Source organism: Streptomyces sp. NPDC002044, from assembly GCF_040296725.1.
Taxonomy (GTDB): domain Bacteria; phylum Actinomycetota; class Actinomycetes; order Streptomycetales; family Streptomycetaceae; genus Streptomyces; species Streptomyces antarcticus.
Genome location: NZ_JBEOXU010000019.1, coordinates 24,278 through 48,233 on the forward strand (window position 1 = coordinate 24,278; position 23,956 = coordinate 48,233).

Annotated in this window: 25 protein-coding genes and 2 riboswitches; of the genes, 12 read left to right on the top strand and 13 right to left on the bottom strand. The window is 71.3% G+C overall.

The annotated features are described in order from the left end of the window. Positions 1–15: 15 nt before the first annotated feature. Entirely contained in the window at positions 16–1,257 is a 1,242-nt protein-coding gene (locus tag ABT106_RS07690; protein ID WP_351273771.1) for a cytochrome P450, read from the bottom strand. Then, positions 1,238–2,047, bottom strand: a complete 810-nt coding sequence (locus tag ABT106_RS07695; RefSeq protein ID WP_351273774.1) for a tRNA-dependent cyclodipeptide synthase — start codon at positions 2,045–2,047, stop codon at positions 1,238–1,240. Before ABT106_RS07695 ends, ABT106_RS07690 begins: the two co-directional genes overlap by 20 nt. A 255-nt stretch (positions 2,048–2,302) precedes the next feature. On the opposite strand from ABT106_RS07695, the gene ABT106_RS07700 reads away from it, so the two are divergent. Further along, positions 2,303–2,515: an EF-hand domain-containing protein gene (locus ABT106_RS07700; protein ID WP_351273776.1), complete on the top strand. Its 213-nt coding sequence runs from the start codon at positions 2,303–2,305 to the stop codon at positions 2,513–2,515. 43 nt (positions 2,516–2,558) lie between these two features. Here ABT106_RS07700 and ABT106_RS07705 read toward each other — a convergent pair whose 3' ends face one another. The 5 genes from ABT106_RS07705 to ABT106_RS07725 are packed head-to-tail and all read right to left on the bottom strand — an operon-like array spanning position 2,559 to position 5,786. Beyond that, the gene (locus ABT106_RS07705) at positions 2,559–3,116 is read right to left on the bottom strand and encodes a PadR family transcriptional regulator (RefSeq protein ID WP_351273778.1); all 558 of its coding nucleotides are present in this window, start codon (positions 3,114–3,116) and stop codon (positions 2,559–2,561) included. Positions 3,117–3,145: 29 nt separating this feature from the next. After that, positions 3,146–3,994, bottom strand: a complete 849-nt coding sequence (locus tag ABT106_RS07710) for an ATP-binding cassette domain-containing protein (protein ID WP_351273781.1) — start codon at positions 3,992–3,994, stop codon at positions 3,146–3,148. Continuing rightward, positions 3,991–4,740 (bottom strand): cobalt ECF transporter T component CbiQ, encoded by a 750-nt coding sequence (cbiQ, locus tag ABT106_RS07715; RefSeq protein WP_351273784.1) that lies wholly within the window; start codon positions 4,738–4,740, stop codon positions 3,991–3,993. The genes ABT106_RS07710 and cbiQ overlap by 4 nt, the downstream gene beginning before the upstream one ends. 3 nt (positions 4,741–4,743) lie before the next feature. Beyond that, positions 4,744–5,091, bottom strand: coding sequence for an energy-coupling factor ABC transporter substrate-binding protein (locus ABT106_RS07720; RefSeq protein WP_351273786.1), 348 nt, complete (start codon positions 5,089–5,091; stop codon positions 4,744–4,746). After that, the gene (locus ABT106_RS07725; protein ID WP_351273890.1) at positions 5,091–5,786 is read right to left on the bottom strand and encodes an energy-coupling factor ABC transporter permease; all 696 of its coding nucleotides are present in this window, start codon (positions 5,784–5,786) and stop codon (positions 5,091–5,093) included. Before ABT106_RS07725 ends, ABT106_RS07720 begins: the two co-directional genes overlap by 1 nt. A 27-nt stretch (positions 5,787–5,813) precedes the next feature. Then, positions 5,814–6,009: riboswitch (cobalamin riboswitch) on the bottom strand. Positions 6,010–6,092: 83 nt separating this feature from the next. On the opposite strand from ABT106_RS07725, the gene ABT106_RS07730 reads away from it, so the two are divergent. After that, a complete protein-coding gene (locus ABT106_RS07730) occupies positions 6,093–6,824 on the top strand; it encodes a flavodoxin family protein (RefSeq protein WP_351273789.1) in 732 nt (243 codons plus the stop codon). A gap of 48 nt (positions 6,825–6,872) precedes the next feature. On the opposite strand, the gene ABT106_RS07735 is transcribed toward ABT106_RS07730, so the two are convergent. The 6 genes from ABT106_RS07735 to gcvT form a co-directional block, all read right to left on the bottom strand. After that, positions 6,873–7,433, bottom strand: coding sequence for an AMIN-like domain-containing (lipo)protein (locus ABT106_RS07735; RefSeq protein ID WP_351273791.1), 561 nt, complete (start codon positions 7,431–7,433; stop codon positions 6,873–6,875). An 86-nt stretch (positions 7,434–7,519) separates the two neighbouring features. Beyond that, a complete protein-coding gene (locus ABT106_RS07740; protein WP_351273794.1) occupies positions 7,520–7,927 on the bottom strand; it encodes an SsgA family sporulation/cell division regulator in 408 nt (135 codons plus the stop codon). A gap of 203 nt (positions 7,928–8,130) precedes the next feature. Beyond that, positions 8,131–9,513, bottom strand: a complete 1,383-nt coding sequence (locus ABT106_RS07745) for an L-serine ammonia-lyase (RefSeq protein ID WP_351273797.1) — start codon at positions 9,511–9,513, stop codon at positions 8,131–8,133. 280 nt (positions 9,514–9,793) lie between these two features. Beyond that, positions 9,794–11,050: a serine hydroxymethyltransferase gene (gene glyA, locus ABT106_RS07750; RefSeq protein WP_351273799.1), complete on the bottom strand. Its 1,257-nt coding sequence runs from the start codon at positions 11,048–11,050 to the stop codon at positions 9,794–9,796. 17 nt (positions 11,051–11,067) lie between these two features. Further along, positions 11,068–11,451: a glycine cleavage system protein GcvH gene (gene gcvH / locus ABT106_RS07755; protein WP_351273801.1), complete on the bottom strand. Its 384-nt coding sequence runs from the start codon at positions 11,449–11,451 to the stop codon at positions 11,068–11,070. A 98-nt stretch (positions 11,452–11,549) separates the two neighbouring features. Then, on the bottom strand, positions 11,550–12,665 hold the full coding sequence (gene gcvT / locus ABT106_RS07760) for a glycine cleavage system aminomethyltransferase GcvT (protein ID WP_351273803.1): 1,116 nt from the start codon (positions 12,663–12,665) through the stop codon (positions 11,550–11,552). 193 nt (positions 12,666–12,858) lie between these two features. Further along, positions 12,859–12,962, bottom strand: a riboswitch (glycine riboswitch). A gap of 205 nt (positions 12,963–13,167) precedes the next feature. Here gcvT and ABT106_RS07765 point away from each other — a divergent pair. The 10 genes from ABT106_RS07765 to ABT106_RS07810 all read left to right on the top strand — a co-directional run bounded on the left by ABT106_RS07765 (position 13,168) and on the right by ABT106_RS07810 (position 23,830). Continuing rightward, positions 13,168–13,827: an AAA family ATPase gene (locus ABT106_RS07765; RefSeq protein WP_502979257.1), complete on the top strand. Its 660-nt coding sequence runs from the start codon at positions 13,168–13,170 to the stop codon at positions 13,825–13,827. Positions 13,828–13,936: 109 nt separating this feature from the next. Then, positions 13,937–14,671, top strand: coding sequence for an enhanced serine sensitivity protein SseB (locus tag ABT106_RS07770; protein ID WP_351273806.1), 735 nt, complete (start codon positions 13,937–13,939; stop codon positions 14,669–14,671). Positions 14,672–14,751: 80 nt separating this feature from the next. Then, positions 14,752–15,492, top strand: a complete 741-nt coding sequence (locus ABT106_RS07775) for an enhanced serine sensitivity protein SseB C-terminal domain-containing protein (RefSeq protein WP_351273809.1) — start codon at positions 14,752–14,754, stop codon at positions 15,490–15,492. A 442-nt stretch (positions 15,493–15,934) separates the two neighbouring features. Beyond that, positions 15,935–16,930, top strand: a complete 996-nt coding sequence (locus ABT106_RS07780) for an ABC transporter permease (protein WP_351273812.1) — start codon at positions 15,935–15,937, stop codon at positions 16,928–16,930. A 76-nt stretch (positions 16,931–17,006) separates the two neighbouring features. Then, the gene (locus ABT106_RS07785; protein ID WP_351273815.1) at positions 17,007–18,782 is read left to right on the top strand and encodes an ABC transporter substrate-binding protein; all 1,776 of its coding nucleotides are present in this window, start codon (positions 17,007–17,009) and stop codon (positions 18,780–18,782) included. 132 nt (positions 18,783–18,914) lie between these two features. Next, positions 18,915–19,913 (top strand): ABC transporter permease, encoded by a 999-nt coding sequence (locus tag ABT106_RS07790; RefSeq protein ID WP_351273818.1) that lies wholly within the window; start codon positions 18,915–18,917, stop codon positions 19,911–19,913. After that, a complete protein-coding gene (locus tag ABT106_RS07795) occupies positions 19,910–21,001 on the top strand; it encodes an ABC transporter ATP-binding protein (protein WP_351273821.1) in 1,092 nt (363 codons plus the stop codon). Before ABT106_RS07790 ends, ABT106_RS07795 begins: the two co-directional genes overlap by 4 nt. Positions 21,002–21,015: 14 nt before the next feature. Beyond that, a complete protein-coding gene (locus ABT106_RS07800) occupies positions 21,016–22,110 on the top strand; it encodes an ABC transporter ATP-binding protein (protein ID WP_351273896.1) in 1,095 nt (364 codons plus the stop codon). Positions 22,111–22,268: 158 nt separating this feature from the next. Next, on the top strand, positions 22,269–22,925 hold the full coding sequence (locus tag ABT106_RS07805; RefSeq protein ID WP_351273824.1) for a trimeric intracellular cation channel family protein: 657 nt from the start codon (positions 22,269–22,271) through the stop codon (positions 22,923–22,925). 47 nt (positions 22,926–22,972) lie between these two features. After that, the gene (locus ABT106_RS07810) at positions 22,973–23,830 is read left to right on the top strand and encodes a thioesterase family protein (RefSeq protein ID WP_351273827.1); all 858 of its coding nucleotides are present in this window, start codon (positions 22,973–22,975) and stop codon (positions 23,828–23,830) included. The last annotated feature ends 126 nt before the right edge of the window (positions 23,831–23,956 follow it).

The following is a 23,956-nucleotide window of genomic DNA, read 5'->3' on the forward strand; positions in this document are numbered from 1 at the left end:
ACGGGCGGCGCTTTGCTACCAGGCGACCGGCAGTCGCTCGGGCAGCCGCTTGATGAAGCCCGTACGCCAGACGAGGTTCTCCGCCGGCACCGCGAGGCGCAGCCCGGGCAGCCGCTCGACCAGCACCTCCAGCGCGATCTCGGCGTGCGCCCGGCCCAGCGCGGAGGCCGGGCAGAAGTGCCGGCCCGCGCCGAAGGCGAGGTGGGGGTTCGCGCTCTCGCGCTCCAGGTCCAGCACGTCCGGGTTCTCGAAGGCCGCCGGATCGAAGTTGGCGCCCTCCAGCAGGACGAGCACCAGCTCGCCCTCCTTCACCAGGACGTCGCCGACCTGTACGTCGGCCGTCGCCAGGCGCGGCAGGCCGTCACCGACCGACAGGTTCCAGCGCAGCAGTTCGTCCACGGCCCCGCCCAGCCGCTCGGGGTGCGCGCGCAGGTACCCGATCAGCTCGGGCCGCTGGAGCAGCGCGAGGACCGCGAGCACCAGGAAGGCGGAGGTGGAGACCGCGCCCGCCCCGAAGAGCGAGACGGCGACGGTCGCGAACATCTCGTCGGTCAGGTGGGCCGACTCCGGGTCCGCCTCCTTCAGATCGGCGAACCGGCCGAGGAGCCCCGTACGCTCCTCGGCCGGCAGCGCGAGCTGGACCTTCAGCTGTCCGGCGAAGTAGCCGACGTCCTTGTACCAGTTGAGCGCCGAGTCGGCGAACGGTTCGCGCGCGGTCATGAACGCGACGTCCAGCCCCGACATCAGCCGGCGCCAGTCCTCGAAGGGCACCCCGAGCACCATGGCGTGCAGCGCCGCCGAGAAGGGGTCGGCGAACCCCGCTCGGAGGTCGGCCGGGCCGCCCTCGGCCAGCAACTGGTCGACCAGCTCGCCGGCCGTGGCGCGCAGCCGTTCCTGGAGCCCCTTCTGGCGCGGGTTGAGCGCCTTCATCACGGCGTTGCGCAGGCCCGCGCTGTTGATGTTGCCCATGTTGTTGACGACCTCGGGCGGGATCGTCAGCGCGTACTGGCGCGGGACGCCGGCGTTGGCCGTGTCCTTGAGGCTGAACCTCTCGTCCTCCAGCACCTGCTTGGCCAGCGCGTAGCTGCTCACCAGCCAGGCCGGGTCCCCGGTGAGGGTGCGGACCCTGGCGACGGGAGCCTTCTCGCGCAGCCACGCGCACTCCTCGGGGAGCACGTCACCGCGCCGTGAGAGCGGGAAGTCGAGGAGCGGCTCGTGCTCCCGGCTCTCCTGGCCCTCAAGCTGCTCGACGCTCATCGGTGGTCCTCTCGGTCGGTGCGGTGTGCTGCGGTGCGGTGTTCCGCGCCGCGGTGTGCGGGGGCGCGGTGTGCTGCGGCGCCGGGCCCGCGACGGCCGCGGCCTCGGGGCGTACGACGGCGTACGCCTGGTTGCGGGTCGCGCGCAGGCCCCCGCCGCGGGCGAAGAGGACGTCGGTCAGCGGCATCTTGACGTGGTAGGCCGCCACCGAGGACGGCACGTCGAGAATGCTCGGGGTGTCCACGAAGAACGGCAGCTCGGCGGCCATGTAATCGAAACAGACCTGCAACTGTGCGTCCGTGATCGATTCACCTTCCGGCAACTTGGAGCCGATGAAGTGAAGGGCCATCTTCTCGCAGCCCTTGCGGAATTCGTCGTCGGTCTCCAGGAAATGCAGGACGCGCCGGTGCAGGAGTTGGTACACGGGGTTCGACTGGAACTCGGAAAGTGCCCGCACACGGATTTCGACTTGCGGAGGTCCTGATTCCTCCACGCCCTTGAGAATCCGTCGCCGGACCGCCTTGATTTCCTTCGCGGCGCGCTTCTCCGCATGGTCCCTCGTATAGCCGAAGGCGGCGAACATGCGGTCGACGTGCAGGTCTGCGTAGACGAAGTCGACCTGTGCGAAGCGGGCCGTGGCCCACTGGGCGAGATGGGTGATGCGCTCGGAGCTGAAGTAGCTGTTTCCCGGACTCACTCCGATGAGCACATGGTCGCCGTCTTCCCAGATATGGCGGCAGGTGCGGGTGAAGGGCAGAACTTCGAATGATGCGTCAGCTGTGATCGTCACCTGTGTGATCGCCCTTGTTGCCGCTTGTCCCTGGGAGCCCTGCGCTCCCGGTGTGGCGGCAATGTCAGTACGTTATGCCGTGATCCCGGAGCGTGACAAGAGCGGGCCGGATTTCTTGGCTGGAATTCTCACTTCCGTATGACGGAAGAGTAATTTGGATATCTTTCTGCCGCTCGAACGGGACCCCCGGCGAAGGCGCCTGCGAGGGGCGGCTACCCTGAGCCGGTCAACAAGCACGAAGAAGGGGTGGACCCAGTGGCCGACATCGAGAGCGCACGGGCGACGTTCGACAAGTTCGACGTGAACGGTGACGGATTCGTCACGGCCGACGAGTACAGCGCCGCCATGAGGGCGATGGGCGACGCGTACGTCACCGGCGCGGTCGCCGACGCCGTGCTCGCCTCCAAGGACGCGAACCGCGACGGCCTGCTGAGCTTCGACGAGTTCTGGGCCTCCCTGAACAAGTAGCCCGCCGCGCGCCCCCGCCCCGCCTGCCGGGGCCGGGGCGTCGTCAGTTCCCGGGGCCGGGGGAGCCCTCCATGTCCCCGACCTCGGCCAGCGCCTCCTCCAGCCAGGTCAGCCAGAACGTCTCCAGGGCGATCCCGCCGTGCAGGACGAGCCGGCGCAGCCGGTCCTGCACCGCGTCCCGCCCCGGCGGGAAGTCCTTCTCCTCGATGGCCCCGTACTGCTCCAACTGCCGCCGGTGCAGCTCCAGATGGCGCCGCAGTTCGGGGCCGAGCCCCTGCGGCCCGACGACCCCCGCCGCGCGGATCCGCAGCAGCAGGGGGTCGCGCACCGGCTTCGGGTCCTGGCTCTCGCGGACCCACCGCGCCAGCTCCGCGCCGCCGGCGGGCAGCACCTCGTATTCCTTCTTCTTCCCCCGTACGGGCACCTCGCTGGGCAGCTCCCGGATCAGCCCGGACTCCTCCAGCCGGCCCAGCTCGCGGTAGATCTGCTGGTGCGTCGCCGACCAGAAGTACCCGATCGACCTGTCGAAGCGCCGGGTCAGCTCCAGCCCCGACGAGGGCTTCTCGAGCAGGGCGGTGAGGATGGCGTGCGGCAGGGACATGGCGTCATCCTAGGTTTGCCCCGGTGCCGTCACGCCCCCGGGCGGACCCCGCCGGCGGCCGGCCAGCCGGCCAGCTCCTCCGGGACCCGCGGGCCGGGGGAGTCCGCGCCGAGCAGGCCGTGCGCGCGCAGGAACGCCGTCACCGCCGGGGACCAGGCCGGGCGCAGCCCCGCCGACTTCAGCAGCTCCGGATCCGAGAGGAGCACCGGCGCCGGACCCGTGCGGATGCCCGCCGGGGTCAGGACCGCCGCGTCGTCGGCCCAGCGGACCGCCAGCTCCACGTCGTGGGTGGCCATCACCACGGTGGTGCCCGCGGCCCGCAGCCCCGCCAGGACGTCCAGCAGCCGCTGCTGCCCGTCCGGGTCCAGCCCGGCCGTCGGCTCGTCCAGGATCAGGACGCGCGGCGCCATCGCCACCGCCCCCGCGATGGCCGCCCGCTTGCGCTGCCCGTACGAGAGCAGGTGCGTCGGGCGGTCCCGCAACGCCGTGATGTCCAGGGCCGCCAGCGCCGCGCCCACCCGGGCGCGGACCTCGGGCTCCGGCAGACCGAGGTTCATCGGACCGAACGACACGTCCTGCTCCACGGAGGCCGCGAACAGCTGGTCGTCCGGGTCCTGCACCACCAGCTGGACCGACGTCCGCAGCCGGGTCAGCCCGGCGCGGCCGTGACCTACCTCCGCACCGTCGAGCAGCAGCGCGCCCGAGCCCGGCCGCAGGCCCCCGCTCAGCAGGCGCATCAGCGTGGTCTTGCCGCTGCCGTTGCGCCCCAGCAGCACCAGGGCGCGGCCCTCGGGGATCGCGAAGTCCACGCCGGACAGCACCTCGGGGCCGTCCTCGTAGGCGTAGCCCGCGCCGGCCAGTTCCACCAGCGGCTTCACAGGTACAGCTCCTTCAGTACGAGGGTCAGGGCGACCAGGGAGGCGAGCAGGGCGGCCGTCCCGGCCAGGAACCGCCGGGACAGCGCCGTCTCGGGCACCAGCACGCGCAGCGTGCCGTCGTAGCCGCGCCCGGCCAGCCCCGACTGGAGCCGCGCCGCGCGGTCGAAGGCCCGGACGAACGAGGTCGCGGCGAGCCCGGCGACCGAACGCCACGCCGCCGCCCGCCCGGTGTTGCCGAGGCGGGCCGCCTGGGCCTGGCGTACGCGGGCCAGGGAGTCGAGCAGCAGGAAACCGATCCGGTACATGACCAGGGCCACGTCCACGACCGGGGCCGGCACCCCGGCCCGGACCAGCCGCGGCAGCAGGTCCGAGACGGGGGTGGTGAAGGCGAACAGCAGCACCCCCAGGGAGGCCGCGGAGGTCCGCAGCAGCAGTTCGCCCGCGTGCCGGGGGCCGTCGGGGGCCAGCGCGACGAACCCCGCCGGGCCGCCCACGGAGAACAGCAGCGGCAGCGCCCCGGTGAAGCAGAAGCCCAGCGGGATCCGGAACGCCCGCCACAGCTGCCGCCCCGCCACCCCGGCGGGGCCCAGCAGCAGGGCGAGGGTCGCCGCGGCGACCAGCGGCCCGCCGGGCCACGGCGGCAGGCACACCGCCGTGACCGTCAGGCCCACCCCGAGCACCGCCTTCTCCAGCGGATGGCGGCGGCGCCAGCGGCTGCCGTGCGCCGCCGCGTCGATCGGCAGCACCGCCTACGACTGCGCGGAGGCGTCGGGCGCGGTGGCGCCGGTGGCGCCCGCCGCGGCGGCACCCTGGCGGCGCCCCTTGCGGACCCCGAAGTAGTACGCGAGCACGCCCGCGCCGAGCGCCGCCTGCAGGGCGAACAGCGCCGACTCGATCTCCCCGGAAGGGGGTTCGTACAGCGGCGTGAACCACGGCTCGTAGTCCGGCTTCAGCTCGGTGATGGCCGTCTCCGCCTGCGCGTCGGCGCCCGCGAACGGCTCTTCCTTGCCCTCGCCCAGTCCCAGCGCGAGCGGGAGCACGGCCAGCGCCGCGACCAGGAGCAGCAGCAGGGTGTTGATCTTCGCGTTCCGGCTCATCAGACCGTCGCCTCCCGCTTGGTCTTGCCGGACGTGAGCTTCGCGACGCCGAGCCGGATCAGGTCCGACTTGCTGGACTGCATCAGCAGCCGTACGACGAGCACGGTCAGCAGGCCCTCGCTTACCGCGAGCGGGATCTGCGTCAGCGCGAAGATCTCACCGAACTTCACCAGCGAGCCGGTGAAGCCGGTGGCCTGGTCGGGGAAGGCCAGCGCCAGCTGGACGGAGGTGACGCAGTAGGTGACCAGGTCGGCGAAGAAGGCACCGGAGAACACGGCGACCATCAGCGGCGCGCCGGTCCCGCGCAGCAGGCGGTAGACGGCGTACCCGGCCCAGGGTCCGGCGATGGCCATCGAGAAGACGTTCGCGCCGAGGGTGGTGAGCCCGCCGTGCGCCAGCAGCAGCGCCTGGAACAGCAGGGTGATCGTCCCCAGCACCGCCATGACCGGCGGCCGGAAGAGGATCGCTCCGAGCCCCGTTCCGGTGGGGTGCGAGCAGCTGCCCGTCACCGAGGGGATCTTCAGGGCGGACAGGACGAACGTGAACGCTCCGGCCGCACCGAGCAGCAGCGTGCTCTCCGGGTTGGCCTTGACCTCGCGGGTCAGGGCGCGGACCCCGTGTACGACAAAGGGAGCGGACGCGGCGCCCCAGGCGACCGCGTGCAAGGGGGGCAGAAACCCCTCGGCTATATGCATGAGTAGAGACCTCTCCAGCACCTCGTGGATGGACGACGCGCCTCGGCCGGTCTCCTGGCTCACGGGTGCTGATGCCCGGGCTCCGCCTTCCCGGGGCCGAGCGGTCACCCGCACGACGCCCAGTGGCTTCCCGTAGGAGTGGAGCCGGACTTCCCGATCACAGTGGCGAGGGCCGCACCGGTTTTTCACCGGTTTCCCGAACACCAAGGCCCGATGACCCTAGTCGGCCGCGCGGACCGGTCACAACCCGCCCCTCGCGGGCGCCGTCCGCTGGCGCTCCGGCCGGGGCCCGGACAGGGTGGGAGCGTGCCTGCCGATGATGAAACCCCGACCCCGCCCGACTACTCGGGCCTGTCCGCCGTCTACGTGAACTGCACGCTCAAGCGATCACCCGAGGCCAGCAACACCGACGGCCTGATCGCCCGGAGCCGCGCGGTCATGGAGGCGGCCGGCGCCCGGACCTCGGTCATCCGCGCCGTCGACCACGACATCGCGACCGGCGTCTGGCCGGACATGACCGAGCACGGCTGGGAGAGCGACCAGTGGCCGGTCCTCTACAGCCGGATCATGGACGCCGACATCCTCGTGCTGTGCGGGCCGATCTGGCTCGGTGACAACAGCTCCGTGATGAAGCGGGTCATCGAGCGGCTCTACGCCTGCTCCTCCCTGCTGAACGAGAAGGGCCAGTACGCGTACTACGGGCGCGTCGGCGGCGCGCTGATCACCGGCAACGAGGACGGCGTCAAGCACTGCGCCATGAACGTCCTCTACAGCCTCCAGCACCTGGGCTACGCGATCCCGCCCCAGGCCGACGCGGGCTGGATCGGCGAGGCCGGCCCCGGGCCCTCCTACCTGGACCCGGGCTCCGGCGGCCCCGAGAACGACTTCACCAACCGGAACACCGCCTTCATGTCCTGGAACCTGATGCACCTGGCAGCCCTGCTCAAGCGGGCGGGCGGCATGCCGGCCCACGGGAACCAGCGCTCGCTGTGGGACGCGGGCTGCCGGTTCGACTTCCCCAACCCCGAGCACCGCTGAGGCACGGGGCCCGGGGACGGCGGCGCCGCCCCCCGGGCCCCGGCCCGGTCAGCACACGTTGGGGTGCGCGATGTCCAGCACCAGCCGCTCGGGCGCGTGCAGGACGCTGGTGGAGTAGGCGGGCTTGGTGTCGAAGGCGGCGCCGAAGGTCACGTACCCCTCGTAGTCGCCGGTCATGGCGAGGCCCTTGAGCTTGCTGAGGTAGATCTTCTGCAGACGCGGGCCCTGGTAGACGTTCTGCCCCGCGTCGTCGTGACCGGCGGCGGGGTTCAGGCGGACTTCCAGGAAGTACTTCCCGGCCAGCGGCACGGGCTTGCCGGACCCGTCGTAGTACAGCTTGGGCACGGGCGTGACGGTGACCCCGGGGACGTACCCCTGGAGGTCGATGACGACCCGGTCGAACGTGCAGTGACCGCCCCAGCGGGCATTGACGACGAGCGGGGTCTGGGTGCGGGCGGCGGCCTGGGCGGCCGATGCCGGTGCGGCGAGGGCGAGGCCGGCGGTGAGCAGGGCGCCGGTGGCCAGGGCCACGAGCTGCCGGCGGCGGCGCCGCGCGAACGGCGGACGGTGGGTGGGACGCGGACGCGGGTGGTTCGTGACGTCGTTCATGACGTCCCCCGATTCTCCGGAGACGGGGACTGCGCTGTCACAGCCAAGGACACCTGCCGGACGGCGGCGGTTCCCGCGGCCGGGTGTCAGCCGGGCAGCAGCGCGTCCAGCTCCGCGTCCAGGTCGTAGTGCCGGTGCTCCAGGCCGCGCGGGACCAGCTGGGTCAGGCGGCGGCACAGCCCGCGCACGTCCTTGGCGCGGGCGGAGAACACGCAGCTCTTCCCGCCGTTGCTGAAGGCCAGGAAGACCCGCGGCTCGGTGCCCTTCCAGCGCGGCCAGACCTGTATGTCGCCCTCGCCGGTGGCGCAGGTCTCCCCGTCGAGCAGCAGGTCGCGGGCGAACACCCAGCGCGCCAGATGGGCGCCGCCGCCCTGGAGGTCCACGGCGACTTCGTACGGCCGGTCGGAGCGGTACGTGAAGGCCCCGTGCACCGGGAGGGAGACGGGCGAGGTCTCCAGCCGGAGCGGAAGGACGCGCTGTTCGGTGGTGGCCATGGGGGCGCCCCTCTCGGTCGGCGTGAGGGGGTTTCGCAACCCCCTCCGGGCAAACTAGCCCACCGTCCGCCCGCCGCCCCGTGCCGAAGGTCCCGTCCGGCAGGGCCGCTGGACCCGACTTCCCGCCGGGCGCCCGGGTTCCCGTACGGCCGCGCGCGGGACTTCGTACGGGAGGGCGGGAAGCCGGTTCCGGCGGGCGCCGCTCAGCACTCGATGACGTTGACCGCCAGGCCGCCGCGGGCCGTTTCCTTGTACTTGACCTTCATGTCCGCGCCCGTCTCCTTCATGGTCTTGATGACCTTGTCGAGGGAGACCTTGTGCGTGCCGTCGCCGCGCAGCGCCATCCTGGCCGCCGTGACCGCCTTGACCGCGGCCATGCCGTTGCGCTCGATGCACGGGATCTGCACGAGGCCGCCGACCGGGTCGCAGGTCAGGCCCAGGTTGTGCTCCATGCCGATCTCGGCCGCGTTCTCCACCTGCTCCGGAGTGCCGCCCATGACCTCGGCCAGGGCGCCCGCCGCCATCGAGCAGGCCGAGCCGACCTCGCCCTGGCAGCCGACCTCGGCGCCGGAGATCGACGCGTTCTCCTTGAACAGCATGCCGATCGCGCCCGCCGCGAGGAGGAAGCGGACCACGCCGTCCTCGTCCGCGCCCGGCACGAAGTTCATGTAGTAGTGCAGGACCGCCGGCAGGACCCCGGCCGCGCCGTTGGTGGGGGCCGTCACGACCCGCCCGCCGGCCGCGTTCTCCTCGTTGACGGCCATCGCGTAGATCGTCGCCCACTCGCTGCGGTGCAGCATCGGGTCGCCCTCGGTGCGCAGCTGGCGCGCGGTGGAGGCGGCCCGGCGCTTGACCCGCAGGCCGCCCGGGAGGATGCCCTCGCGGGACATGCCGCGCGCGACGCAGGACTGCATGACGCGCCAGATCTCCAGGAGGCCCTCGCGGATCTCGTCCTCGGTGCGCCAGGCCTTCTCGTTCTCCAGCATCAGGGACGAGATCGACAGGCCGGTCTCGTTCGCCAGGCGGAGCATCTCGTCGCCGGAGCGGAAGGGGTACTTCAGGACCGTGTCGTCGAGCTTGATCCGGTCCTCGCCGACCGCGTCCTCGTCCACGACGAAGCCGCCGCCGACCGAGTAGTACGTCTTCTCCAGCAGCGGGGTGCCGGCGGTGTCGTACGCGAAGAGGGTCATGCCGTTCGCGTGGTAGGGCAGCGAGCGCCGGCGGTGCAGGATCAGCTGGTTCGGCGCGTCGAAGGCGATCTCGTGGGCATCGCCTATCTCCGAGCCGAGGAGGCGCAGCCGCCCCGACTGCCGGATCCGCTCGACCTCCGCGTCGGCCGTCTCCACGTTCACCGTGCGGGGGGAGTGCCCCTCCAGGCCCAGGAGCACCGCCTTGGGGGTGCCGTGGCCGTGGCCGGTCGCGCCGAGCGAGCCGAACAGTTCGGCGCGCACGGACGCGGTCTGGGCGAGGACGCCGTCCTTCTTGAGCCGGGTCACGAACATGCGGGCCGCCCGCATGGGACCGACCGTGTGGGAGGAGGACGGGCCGATGCCGATGGAGAAGAGGTCGAATACGGAGATGGCCACTGGCGGACTCCCTTGTCTGCTCGTGGGGTGGGAGGGGGCAGGAGAAGTGCGATTGGGCGGATTTTGTCCGGCAGACGAGCGTATCGCGTACACATGAACGATTCGTCTGCCGGACCGGCCGGAGGGGTGACCGTCCGGTGGGGGCCCGTTCACGCGCTCGTACGCGGTCCTGCGGGGCCGTGGGCCGCGTCCGCCCGGGGCCGGTCATGAGAAGGGCCCGGCCCTGTGCGCAGGCGAGCACAGGCAGGACCGGGCCTTTCCGGATCGCTCCCGGGTGGTGCTAGAGCGAGGGGTACAGCGGGAACTTCGCGGCGAGCGCGGAGACGCGCGCCTTGAGGTCCTCGCTGTCGTACGCCGGCTTCAGCGCGGCGGCGATGATCTCGGCGACCTCGGTGAAGGCCGCGGCGTCGAAGCCGCGCGTGGCCAGGGCCGGCGTGCCGATCCGCAGGCCCGAGGTCACCATCGGCGGCCGCGGGTCGTTCGGGATGGCGTTCCGGTTGACCGTGATGCCGACCTCGTGGAGCCGGTCCTCGGCCTGCTGGCCGTCCAGCTCGGAGTTGCGCAGGTCGACCAGGACCAGGTGGACGTCCGTGCCGCCGGAGAGGACGGACACGCCGGCCTCGGTGACGTCGGGCTGCACCAGGCGTTCGGCGATGATCTTCGCGCCCTCCAGGGTGCGCACCTGGCGCTCCTTGAAGTCTTCCGAGGCCGCGACCTTGAAGGAGACGGCCTTGGCCGCGATCACGTGCTCCAGCGGGCCGCCCTGCTGGCCCGGGAAGACCGCGGAGTTGATCTTCTTGGCCAGCTCCTGCGTCGACAGGATGACGCCGCCGCGGGGACCGCCGAGAGTCTTGTGCGTGGTGGTCGTGACGACGTGGGCGTGCGGCACCGGGTTCGGGTGCAGGCCCGCGGCGACCAGGCCCGCGAAGTGCGCCATGTCGACCATCAGGTACGCACCGACCTCGTCCGCGATGCGGCGGAAGGCGGCGAAGTCCAGGTGGCGCGGGTAGGCGGACCAGCCCGCGACGATCAGCTGCGGCTTGGACTCCTTGGCGAGGCGCTCGACCTCGGCCATGTCCACCTGGCCGGTCTCGTCGACGTGGTACGGGACCACGTTGTAGAGCTTGCCGGAGAAGTTGATCTTCATGCCGTGGGTCAGGTGACCACCGTGGGCCAGGTTCAGGCCCATGATCGTGTCGCCCGGCTTGATCAGCGCGAACATCGCGGCGGCGTTCGCCTGCGCACCGGAGTGCGGCTGGACGTTGGCGGCCTCGGCGCCGAACAGCGCCTTGACGCGGTCGATCGCGATCTGCTCGACCACGTCGACGTGCTCGCAGCCGCCGTAGTAGCGGCGGCCCGGGTAGCCCTCGGCGTACTTGTTGGTCAGGACCGAGCCCTGGGCCTCCATGACGGCGACCGGAGCGAAGTTCTCCGACGCGATCATTTCCAGGGTCGACTGCTGGCGTACGAGCTCGGCGTCGACGGCGGCGGCGACGTCCGGGTCGAGCTCGTGGAGCGGGGTGTTCAGCACAGACATCAAGATCCCCTGGGGTGTCAGTTGTCGGAGTGGGTGAGCGCGGCGTACTCCTCGGCGGAGAGCAGGTCGTCCGGCTCCTCCGCGACGCGCACCTTGAACAGCCAGCCGCCCTCGAACGGAGCGGTGTTCACGAGCGCCGGGTCGTCCACGACGTCCTGGTTGAACTCGACGATCTCGCCGGAGACGGGGGAGTACAGGTCGCTGACCGACTTGGTCGACTCCAGCTCCCCACAGGTCTCGCCCGCGGTGACCGAGGCGCCCACCTCGGGGAGCTGGGCGTAGACGACGTCACCGAGCGCGTTGGCCGCGAACTCCGTGATGCCGACCGTCGAGACGCCGTCCTCGGCGACCGACAGCCACTCGTGCTCCTTGCTGTAACGCAGCTGCTGGGGGTTGCTCATGGCCTGATTCTCCTGGATGCGGGGGAGTGGGAACGAACGGTCTCGGGTACCGAGACAGGGCCGTACGGCTGACCGTACGGCTGTGGTCTGGAGAAGGACTACTTCCGCCGCTTGTAGAACGGCAGGGCCACGACCTCGTACGGCTCATGCGTACCGCGAATGTCGACGCCGACGCCGGAGGTGCCGGGCGCGGCGTGCGCCGCGTCCACGTACGCCATCGCGATCGGCTTGCCCAGCGTCGGGGACGGGGCGCCCGAGGTGACCTCGCCGACGACCTCGCCGCCGACGACGACCGGGAAACCGGCGCGCGGGACGCGGCGGCCCTCGGCGATCAGGCCGACCAGCTTGCGCGGCGGGTTCGAGGCGGCGCGCTCGGCGGCGGCCTCCAGTGCGGCGCGGCCGACGAAGTCCCCCTCCTTCTCGAACTTCACGACCCGGCCCAGACCCGCGTCGAACGGGGTGAGGGAGGTCGTCAGCTCGTGCCCGTACAGCGGCATGCCCGCCTCCAGGCGCAGCGTGTCGCGGCAGGACAGGCCGGCCGGGACCAGGCCGACGCCCTCGCCGGCCTTGGTCAGGGCCTGCCACAGCTCCACGGCGTGCTCGGGGGAGACGAACAGCTCGAAGCCGTCCTCGCCGGTGTAACCGGTACGGGCGATCAGCGCGGGCACGCCCGCGACGGTGCCCGGCAGGCCGGCGTAGTACTTCAGCCCGTCCAGGTCGGCATCGGTCAGGGACTTCAGGATGCCGGGGGACTCCGGGCCCTGGACGGCGAGCAGCGCGTACGCGTCGCGGTCGTCGCGGACCTCGGCGTCGAAGCCGGCGGCGCGCTCGGTGATCGCGTCCAGGACGACCTGGGCGTTGGAGGCGTTGGCGACGACCATGAACTCGGTCTCGCCCAGCCGGTAGACGATCAGGTCGTCGACGATGCCGCCGTCCGCCTGGCAGATGTGCGTGTAGCGGGCGCGGCCGACGCCGACGGTGGAGATGTTGCCGACCAGCGCGTAGTCGAGGACCTTGACGGCCTCCGGGCCGGTCAGGGTGATCTCGCCCATGTGGGACAGGTCGAAGAGACCGGCCCTGGTGCGTACGGCGTTGTGCTCGTCGCGCTCGCTCGCGTACCGCAGCGGCATGTCCCAGCCCGCGAAATCGGTCATGGTCGCACCGAGGGAACGGTGCAGCGCATCGAGGGCGGTCAGACGGGGGGCAGAGCTCATGGGTGTGACTCCCGGGTCCCAGGGCATCGACATGACATGACGAGGACGTTCCTCCCCATCTGTCATCGGAACCTGAGAGGTTCGCCGAGAGTTCCCCCGATCTTCCGATCCGGCGGGATTCCCGACTTGCACCTTGGGTGGAGCGCGCGCCCCGGCCTCACGGGCGGCGGCACGGCTCGCTTTTCAGATCTGCCTCATCCACGCGGTACGGGGCCTGAGAGATTCAAGGGAGGTTCTTGCTCCTTCGGCGCCCGCGCACGGCCTTGCGGCGTGCCGGGACTCTCCCGCGCGGATTCAAGCGGCCGGTATGCAGTTGGTCCAGATGGCGCACATCATTGCACGCCGTGCACGTGATCGGGCGGGCGGGCCCGAAAGACCGCGGCGTTCGCGGAGGTCCGGACCGGAACCACCCGTCCCGGATTACCGTCTCTTTACACTCAGTGGGCAAGGGTCCTGGCGACCCGATTCGGGGGAGGCGATCACTGTGCGGAGATTCGGAGTAGTGGCGACGACGACGGGAACCGTGGACGCGGTGCCGGACCAGCGCGGCCCGCGCGTGCGCCGGGCGGCGTCCGAGGCCGCCCCCGGCGCCGTACGGGACCTGCGCGGCCCGGCGGTGCGCGGGCCCCAGCGGCTCGGCTTCGCGGCCGGGGACATCGTCGTCGTGTCCGGGCTGCCCGGTGGTGGCAAGAGCACGCTGATCAAGCGGGCGGCCGCCGAGGGCGGGTCCGTCGACTCCCAGGACACCCGCGAGCGCTGGGAGCGCCGGATGCCGGCGTTCCTCCCCTACGGCGCCTACCGGCCTCTGGTCCGCGCCGCCCACTACTGGGGGCTGTGGCGCGTCCTGCGCTCCGGCGCCTCGGTGGTCGTCCACGACTGCGGCACCCAGAGCTGGGTGCGCGGCCTGCTCGCGGCGGCCGCCCGCCGCCGGGGCCGCGAGCTGCACCTGCTGTTCCTGGACAGCAGCCCCGAGGAGGCCCTCTCCGGGCAGGCGGCCCGCGGCCGGCGCGTGTCGGCGTACGCCTTCTCCCGGCACCGGGGCGCGGTCGCCCGCCTGCTGCGCGACGCGGAGGCCGGACACCCGCCCGCGGGCTGCGCCTCGGCGACGCTCCTGGACCGCCGCTCGGCCGCGGCGGTGACGCGGATCGCGTTCCACGGCTGAGGCGGCCCCGCGGCCCGGCGCCCCCCCGGGGGACCGGGGGCGGTCCGCGGCCCGGCAGCGGATAGCCTCGGCAGGAGACGCGGCGGGGACCACACGGAGGCAGGGGAACATGCAGGGCAGCGGCTGGCCGGAGAACGAACTGGAGCAGGTGCTCGGAGCGGCGCTGGGACAGCCCGACGCGGGGGCGCGGATCCTCGAGGTGCTCGGGCGCAGCCGGGTGTGGGTGCCGCTGCCCGCGGGCGGGGCGCCCGACGCGGCGAGCCTGTCCCTGCCGACCATGGACATCGCCGGGGCGGCCTACGTCCCGGTCTACAGCTCCGAGGCGCAGCTGCGCTACTGCGCCGGCCCCGCCATGGACTTCGCCGTCGCCCCCGCCGTCGAGTTCGCCCGCGGCCTGCCCCCGCAGCTCGGCATCGCCGTGAACCCCGAGGGAGCCGTCGGCGTCCCCCTGCCCCCGCCCGCCGTCGCGGAGCTGTGCCGCATCGGAAGCGGCCCCCTGGACGGGCCCGCGTCCGGCGGCCGCGTGCGGCTGTACGAGCCCGACTGGCAGGACGACCCGGTGGACTTCCTGGCCGCCGCCGCGGAGGAGTTCCGGGCGGCCGGCGCCGTCACGGCCGCCTACCGCTGCCTGGCCAGCGTCGAGGGCGGGGAGCCGCAGCTGTTCGTCGGTGTCCGGCTGGTGGGATGGGACCCCGGGACGCAGAACGCCCCGATGGAGGCCCTCGGCCGGGCCCTGACCCGGGTCCCGCCGCCGTGGCCCGTGCAGTTGATCCTGCTGGACGCCGCCGAGGACCCGGTCACGGACTGGATTCGTGAGCGCGTACGCCCCTTCTACCTGCCGTAGGGCCGCTTAAGGTGGTCATACTTGCGGCCGCACGCGCGGCCCGGGTACGTGGACGACGGGCGGACGAAGAGGGGTACCGGGTGAGTGCGTCAGGCACGGCCGCGGCCGGGCAGGTCGAGCACATGCTGCGCCAGGTGACTCCCGGGCGCTATGAGAGCTACGAGTCACTGCTGCGCGCCCTCGCCGAGGGGCGGCTGTGGATGCTGCTCTGGCAGGGGCAGCCGGGATCGCCGGACGCCCAGTACGGCGGCATGGAGGTGGAGGGCCTCGGCTACGCGCCCTGCGTGACCTCCCCCCAGGAGCTGGCCGCCAGCGGCTGGAACCGGGGCTACGAGGTCGTCACGGGCCGGGACATCGCCCGCTCCCTGTACCCGGACCGCTGGGGGCTGTGGCTCAACCCGCACGCCGCGGGCGGCGGCCTCGGCGTGCCCTGGGCGGACCTGCGCCGGATCGCCACCGGCCTGGACCGGATGCCGGCCGGGCCGCTGCGGCTGTCCGAGCCCGCCATCGAACTCCCGCAGTTCTACGGACTGCTGACCCGGCACGCCCACCGCACGCCCGCCGTGCGGTCGCTGCGCCGCGCCTGGGTGCAGCCCGCGCTCGGCTCGCCGTACCTCGCGGTCGGGCTCGACCTGTACGACGCCTCCGCGCCCGCGCTGGAATCCGTACGGGAGATGATGCGCCAGTCGGTCGGCGCGGTCCCCGAGGGCGTCCCGGTGTGCACGGTCGCGCTGGCGGACGAGCACGACCCGGTGGCCATGTGGCTGCGCGCGCAGACCCGGCCGTTCTACGACCGGGAGGGGCAGGGACCGGCGTACTGAGCCGGAGCCCGACCGCTCCCCGAGACATCCGCATACTGAGACATCCGTCTCGAAGGCCGCACCGGAGCCCGCCGGTGCGGCCTTTCGCATATCGCGTCGAATCCGCCCAAGAAGGCTGCCCTAAGTGGCAGTTGGCCGGGATGTCCGTTCCGCGCCTAACGGGCGGTCTTTCACCGCTGAACAGTCCCCGCGGTTCGGATAACGGAAGGTGTAGGCGCAGATCACGGTTGCGCATCACATCCCCGGCAGGTCTGGCGGGCGGCTCAGACGCCGTTGAAGACTCCCCCCACCGAAGGCCGGTCAATCCAGCAAGCACCAGCTCTTCACGTGCACTTCAGGCGCATTTCGTGCCGATCGCACCATCAGCGACGCCGATAGAACCAAGCCGCCACAGCGGCGGGCATGGGCCGGCCACCGTCGGCCGAGAGGGGTCCCCACCACGATGACGGCACCACTGCACGACACCAGCGCGGCCGGGCCCGCGGCCGTGGCCGCCCCCGACGTCCCGCAGAAGGCGATCGAGGGGCGCTCACCGTGGAAGATCGCGTGGATCCGCCTCAAGCGGGACAAGGTCGCCCTGGCCGGCGGTGTCGTCGTGCTCCTGCTGATCCTCGTCGCACTCTTCGCGCCGCTGATCGTCAAGCTCCTCGGGCACCCGCCGGAGGAGCTCCACGAGGACATGCTGGACCCGCTGCTCGGCCTGCCGGCCGGCGACTGGGGCGGCATGAGCGGGGACTTCCTGCTGGGCGTCGAGCCGGTCAACGGCCGCGACGTCTTCAGCCGGATCGTCTACGGCGCCCGGATCTCGCTGCTGGTGGCCTTCCTGTCCGCCTTCGTGGCGGTCGGGCTGGGCACCTTCTTCGGCATCATCGCGGGCTACTTCGGCGGCTGGATCGACGCGGCCGTCAGCCGGGTCATGGACCTGCTGCTGGCCTTCCCGCAGCTGCTGTTCATCATCGCGCTGATCTCCGTCATCCCCAGCAAGCTGTGGGGCTTCGAGGGGTCGGGCCTGCGCATCGCGGTCCTGGTGCTGGTCATCGGCTTCTTCGGGTGGCCGTACATCGGCCGCATCGTCCGCGGGCAGACCCTGTCGCTGCGCGAACGGGAGTACGTCGAAGCGGCGCGCAGCCTCGGCGCGGGCCGGATGTACATCCTCTTCCGCGAACTGCTTCCGAACCTGGTGGCCCCCATCACCGTCTACTCGACGCTGATGATCCCCACCAACGTGCTGACCGAGGCGGCCCTCAGCTTCCTCGGAGTCGGCGTCAAGCCGCCCACGCCGTCCTGGGGAGAGACCCTCTCCACGGCCGTGCGGACCTACGAGGACGATCCGCTCTTCATGATCTTCCCCGGTGTGGCGATCTTCATCACCGTGCTGGCCTTCAACCTCTTCGGCGACGGCGTCCGCGACGCCCTCGACCCGAAGGGCTCCCGCTAGCCACCGCAGGGCAAACCAGGAACCGGCTTCGAGCCGTACGCATACCGGAACTACACAACGGAGGGTTGCGAGCATCGTGACTACCCATCGCACGTCGAAGCGCAGGCTTGCCACTGGCACGGCCGTCGTGCTCGCGGTCATGCTGACCGCGACCGCCTGTGGCGGTACCGAAAAGACGGACGACAAGTCCGCCGGCGGCGCCGGCTTCAACTCGGGCATAGGCAAGATCGCCAACGCGTCCGACAAGAAGGGCGGCGAGCTCAAGTTCGTCGGCACCCAGGAAGCCGACTCGTGGGACCCGCAGCGCGGCTACTACGGCTTCATGTGGGACTTCTCCCGCTACTACGCCCGCCAGCTGGTCAGCTACAAGGCCGCCCCGGGCGACCAGAGCACCGCGCTGGAGCCCGACCTCGCCACCGCCAAGGCCGAGATCAGCGACGGCGGCAAGACCTACAAGTACACCCTCAAGGACAACGTGACCTGGGAGGACGGCACGCCCGTCACCGCCCAGGACGTGAAGTACGGCATCCAGCGCACCTGGGCCCAGGACGTCATCTCCGGCGGCCCGGTCTACCTGATGCAGGTCCTCGACCCGAAGACCGAGTACCCCGGCCCGTACAAGGACACGGCCCCGGACAAGCTCGGCCTCAAGGCGATCGAGACCCCGGACGCGAAGACCATCATCTTCAAGCTCCCCGCGCCCAACGGTGACTTCGAGCAGATGCTGGCGATGCCGGCGGCGAGCCCGGTCAAGCAGGAGAAGGACACCGCGGCCAAGTACGGCCTGAAGCCCTTCTCGAACGGCCCGTACAAGATCGACTCGTACGAGCCCAACAAGAGCATGAAGCTCTCGCGGAACACGAACTACAAGCCCGAGTCGGACACCATCCGCAAGGCGCTCCCGGACACCATCTCGGTCACGTTCATGGCGAACGCGGACGACATGGACAAGCGCCTGATGAACGGCGAGTTCGACCTCGACATCAACGCGACCGGCATCGGCCAGGCGGCCCGCGCCACCGCGCTGAAGGACCACAAGGGCAACCTGGACAACGGCCAGACCGGCTTCATCCGGTACGCCGTCTTCCCGCAGACCGTCGCGCCCTTCGACAACGTCGAGTGCCGCAAGGCCGTCATCTACGCCGCCGACAAGAAGTCCCTGCAGACCGCCCGCGGCGGCCCGCAGGCCGGTGGCGACATCGCCCCCAACATGCTCCCGCTGGGCATCAAGGGCGCCGACGGCAAGTACGACCCGTACGAGGTCCTGAAGAACGACGGCAAGCCGAACGTCGAGAAGGCCAAGGCGGCCCTCGCGGCCTGCGGCAAGCCGGAAGGCTTCAAGACCACCATCGCGGTCCGCAACAACAAGCCGGTCGAGGTCGCCACGGCCGTCTCGCTGCAGAACGCCCTGAAGCAGGTCGGCATCGAGGCCGATGTCGACCAGTTCGACGGCGCCCAGACCTCCGGCATCATCGGTTCGCCGAAGGTCGTCAAGGAGAAGGGCTACGGCATCATCATCATGGGCTGGGGCGCCGACTTCCCGACCGGTCAGGGCTTCTCCCAGCCGCTGGTCGACGGCCGCTTCATCCTGCAGAGCGGCAACAACAACTTCTCCGAGCTGAACGACCCGGCGGTCAACAAGCTGTTCGACGACGCCATCGCGGAGACGGACCCGGCCAAGGCCGGCGACATCTACAAGCAGATGAACCAGAAGGTCTCCGAGGCCGCGGTCTACCTGCCCTTCGTCTACGACAAGACGATCACCTGGCGCAGCAGCCGGCTGACGAACGCCTACACCTCCGACGCCTATAACGGCCGCTACGACTACGCGTCCCTCGGCGTCGTGAAGTAACCGTCCGTCAGTCCAGTTCCAGTGTTCCAGTGCCACACCCGCTAGGCACGAAGGGCAGGTGATGGCCGCGGTCGCGGCGCGGGGGCGCTCTCCAGAAGAGGGCGCCCCCGGGCAGCGGCCAGGCCGAGCGCAGTGCTTGCATATCTCATCCGGCGGTTCTTCGCCGTCATCGTCATGCTGTTGGTCATCACGCTGGTGACCTTCGGAATCTTCTTCCTCTTCCCGAAGATGATCGGGACGGATCCGGCGCTGTACTTCGTCGGCAAGCAGTCCGACCCCGCCGCCATCGAGGGCATCCGGCAGAAGATGGGTCTCGACGACCCGATCCTCGTCCAGTTCGGCAAGTTCGTCGTCGGGCTGGTGGCGGGTCGCACGTACGCCAACGGCTCCGACGTCACGCAATGCGCCGCGCCCTGCTTCGGATACTCCTTCAAGACCGAGCAGGAGGTCTGGCCGCTGCTGACCGACTGGCTGCCGGTCACCCTCTCGCTCGCCGCCGGCGCCGTCGTGCTCTGGGTCATCGGCGGTGTCGCCACCGGCGTCATCTCCGCCCTCAAGCGCGGTACGGTCCTGGACCGCTCGGCCATGGGCATCGCGCTGGCCGGCGTCTCGCTCCCCATCTACTTCACGGGCATGCTCGCCATCGCCCTGTTCTCCGACCAGCTCGGCTGGTTCGGGCGCCCCGAGGCCACGTTCGCCGACGATCCGGTCAAGTGGTTCAACGGGATGATCCTCCCGTGGGTCTCCCTCGCCTTCCTCTACGCGGCGATGTACGCCCGGCTCACCCGCGCGACGATGCTGGAGGTCCTCAATGAGGACTACATCCGCACCGCCCGCGCCAAGGGCCTGACGGAACCCGTCGTCATCGGGAAGCACGCGATGCGGTCGACGATGACGCCCATCCTGACCGTCCTCGGCCTGGACCTCGGCGCCCTGATGGGCGGCGCGGTGCTGACCGAGTACACGTTCTCGCTGCACGGCCTCGGCTACAGCGCCGTCCGCGCGATCAGCGAGCACGACCTGCCGGTCATCCTGGGCATCACCCTCATCTCCGCCTTCTTCGTCGTCGCGGCGAACCTCATCGTTGACCTCATGTACGCGGTGATCGACCCCCGAGTGAGGCTGTCATGACCGATCTGACCAAGACCGGAGTCCTGGGCCAGCCCGTCACCGGAACGGCCCCCACCGCCTTCCTGGAGGTCCGCGACCTCAAGGTGCACTTCCCGACCGAGGACGGCCTGGTCAAGTCGGTCGACGGGCTCTCCTTCACGCTGGAGAAGGGCAAGACCCTCGGCATCGTGGGCGAGTCCGGCTCCGGCAAGTCGGTCACCTCGCTCGGCATCATGGGCCTGCACCGCGTCGGCCAGTACGGCCGCCAGCGGGCCCGGATCTCCGGCGAGATCTGGCTGAACGGCAAGGAGCTGCTCACCGCCGAAGAGGACGAGGTGCGCAAGCTGCGCGGCCGGGAGATCGCGATGATCTTCCAGGACCCGCTGTCCGCGATGCACCCGTACTTCACCATCGGCAAGCAGATCGCCGAGGCGTACCGCGTCCACAACAAGGTCGACAAGAAGGCCGCCCGCAAGCGGGCCGTCGACCTCCTGGACCGCGTCGGCATCCCCGAGCCGCACAAGCGCGTCGACAGCTACCCGCACGAGTTCTCCGGCGGCATGCGCCAGCGCGCGATGATCGCGATGGCGCTGGTCAACAACCCCGAGCTGCTCATCGCGGACGAGCCGACGACCGCCCTGGACGTCACCGTCCAGGCCCAGATCCTCGACCTGATCCGGGACCTCCAGAAGGAGTTCGGCTCCGCGGTCATCATGATCACGCACGACCTGGGCGTGGTCGCCGAGATGGCCGACGAACTCCTGGTCATGTACGGCGGCCGCTGCGTCGAGCGGGGCACGGCCGAGAAGGTCTTCTACGAGCCCCGCCACCCCTACACCTGGGGCCTGCTGGGCTCGATGCCGCGGATCGACCGCGAGCAGACCGAGCGCCTCATCCCGGTCAAGGGCTCGCCGCCCAGCCTCATCAACATCCCGGGCGGCTGTGCCTTCAACCCGCGCTGCCCGTACGCCGACGTCCCCAAGGACAACGTGACGCGTACGGTCCGGCCCGAGCTCACGCAGGACGGCACCCACCACTGGTCCGCCTGCCACATGACGCACGAGCAGCGGACCCGGATCTGGACCGAAGAGATTGCGCCGAAGCTGTGACCGAGACCCCCGACATGAAGAAGACGGACACGGCCGTCATCCCCAGGCAGGCCACCGACTCGCCCGAGGTGCTGCTCAAGGTCTCCGGCCTGACCAAGCACTTCCCCCTCACCAAGGGGCTGCTGCGGCGCCAGGCCGGCGCCGTCAAGGCCGTCGACGGCATCGACTTCGACGTCCGGCGCGGTGAGACCCTCGGCATCGTCGGCGAGTCCGGCTGCGGCAAGTCCACCATGGGCCGGCTGATCACCCGGCTGCTGGAGCCCACGGGCGGCACCGTCGAGTTCGAGGGCAAGGACATCACGCACCTCGGCGTGGCCGGCATGCGGCCGCTGCGCCGCGACATCCAGATGATCTTCCAGGACCCGTACGGCTCGCTGAACCCCCGGCACACCGTGGGCACCATCGTCAGCGCGCCGTTCAAGCTCCAGAACGTCACGCCCGAAGGCGGGATCAAGCCGGAGGTGCAGCGGCTGCTGTCGCTGGTCGGCCTCAACCCCGAGCACTACAACCGCTACCCGCACGAGTTCTCGGGCGGCCAGCGCCAGCGCATCGGCATCGCCCGGGCCCTGGCGCTCAACCCGAAGCTGGTCGTCGCGGACGAGCCGGTCTCGGCGCTGGACGTGTCCATCCAGGCCCAGGTGGTCAACCTGCTGGACGACCTCCAGCAGGAGCTCGGCCTCACGTACGTGATCATCGCCCACGACCTCTCCGTCATCCGGCACGTGTCGGACCGGATCGCGGTGATGTACCTGGGCAAGATCGTCGAGCTGGCGGACAACAAGGCCCTGTACGGGGCCCCGATGCACCCCTACACCACGGCGCTCATGTCGGCCGTGCCCGTGCCGGACCCGCGCCGGCGCGGCGCCGCGAGCGGCCGCATCCTGCTCAAGGGCGACGTGCCGTCGCCGATCTCGCCGCCGAGCGGCTGCCGCTTCCACACGCGGTGCTGGAAGGCCACGCAGGTCTGCACCACGCAGGAGCCGCCGCTGCTGGCGCTCAAGACGGGGCACCAGGTGGCCTGCCACCACCCGGAGAACGCCCCCGACCAGGTGCCGGGTGACCAGCCCCTGCCGGGCGCGGCCGACGCGGTGACCACGGTTTCGGAGTAGCGGCCGAAAACACGCGCGGGGCCGGAGGACCTCCGGCCCCGCCCGCGTGTGCGGCCGGCCCCGCCCGCGTGAGCGGTGCCGGAGGGCCGGTGGAGCCGGACGGGTGCCGGGCCCGGTCCGGGGCGTGCGGCGGGCCCGCCGCAGGCGACAATGTCCCGGTGCTCCACGATCTCTTCCCGCCCGGCATCCAGCACGCGCTGGACCTCGCGGGCATCTTCGTCTTCGCCACGGCCGGCGCGCTCCTCGCCGTACGCAAGAACTTCGACGTCTTCGGCATCGCCGTCCTCGCCCTGGTCACCGCGCTCGGCGGCGGTCTCTTCCGCGACCTCGTCATCGGGGCCGTCCCGCCCGCCGCCTTCGGCGAGCTCAGTTTCTTCGTCACGCCGCTGATCGCCGCCGCGCTCGTCTTCTTCCTGCACCCGGAGGTCCAGCGGATCAACCGGGCCATCAACGTCTTCGACGCCGCCGGCCTCGCGCTGTTCTGCGTGACGGGCACGACCAAGGCGTACGAGTACGGACTCGGCCTCACCGCGTCCGCCGCGCTCGGGCTGGCCACGGCCGTCGGCGGGGGAGTCCTGCGCGACGTGCTCGTCAACGAGGTGCCCTCGCTGCTGCGGGACCGCGAGATGTACGCCGTCCCGGCCATGGTCGGCGCCTCGATGGTCGCCGTCTTCATCGCGCTCGACACCCTGAACGCGATCACCACGGGCCTGGCGATCGTCACCACCTTCGTCCTGCGCCTCCTGGCCATCCGCTACCACCTGCGCGCGCCCCTGGCCTGGAACCGCCGGTCCTCGGTGGCCGAGGAGCCGTAACAGAAATAAGCTACCGCTTAGTAGATCTCCGGTGTACCGTCGTTTGCATGTCACACGCAGCTGCCCAGGCCTCCATCGGCGACAGCGAGTTCGACCGCGACACCACCATCACCGCCCGCGCGGGCGAGGCCGGGGTGTACGACGCGGAACTCTCCGCCGGCTGGACGATCATCACCGCCGTCAATGGCGGATACCTGCTGGCCCTGGTCGGCCGGGCCCTGTCGGCCACCCTGCCGCACCCGGACCCCTTCACGGTCTCCGCGCACTACCTGACCTCCTCCGTGCCCGGCCCCGCCGTGATCCGCACCCAGGTCGTCCGGATCGGCCGCACCCTCTCCACGGGCCAGGCTTCGCTGTTCCAGTACGACGAGAACGGCGCCGAGGTCGAGCGCATCCGCGTCCTCGCCTCCTACGGCGACCTCGCCTCGCTCCCGGACGACGTACGGACCACGGCCCGCCCGCCCGTCATGCCCCCCTACGAGGACTGCCTCGGCCCCGAGGCCGGCCCGGCCCCGATCCCCGGCAGTTCCGCGATCGTCGACCGGCTCCGGCTGCGGCTGGACCCGGCCACGGCCGGCTGGGCCGTCGGCGCGCCCTCCGGCAAGGGCGAGATGCGGGCGTGGTTCGAGCTGGCCGACGGCCGCGACGCCGATCCGCTCTCCATGCTGCTCGCGGTGGACGCCCTGCCGCCCACCTCCTTCGACCTCGGCCTGATCGGCTGGACCCCGACCGTGGAGCTGACCACCCACGTCCGCCGCCGCCCGGCGCCGGGCCCCCTGCGGGTCGCCATCACCACGCGCAACCTGGCCGGCGGCTTCCTGGAGGAGGACGCCGAGGTCTGGGACTCCGCGGACCGCCTCGTGGCCCAGTCCCGCCAGCTGGCCCGCGCACCGCGCCAGGTCTGATCACCGCCGGCACGCCCGCCGGGCCCGGCCCGGGTCCCTGACCTCGGCCGGGCCCGGCGGCACGCCCCGGCGCCGAGGCCGGCCGGCCCCCCCGCCCCGCCGTGCGACCGCGGCGGGGGTCCGGTC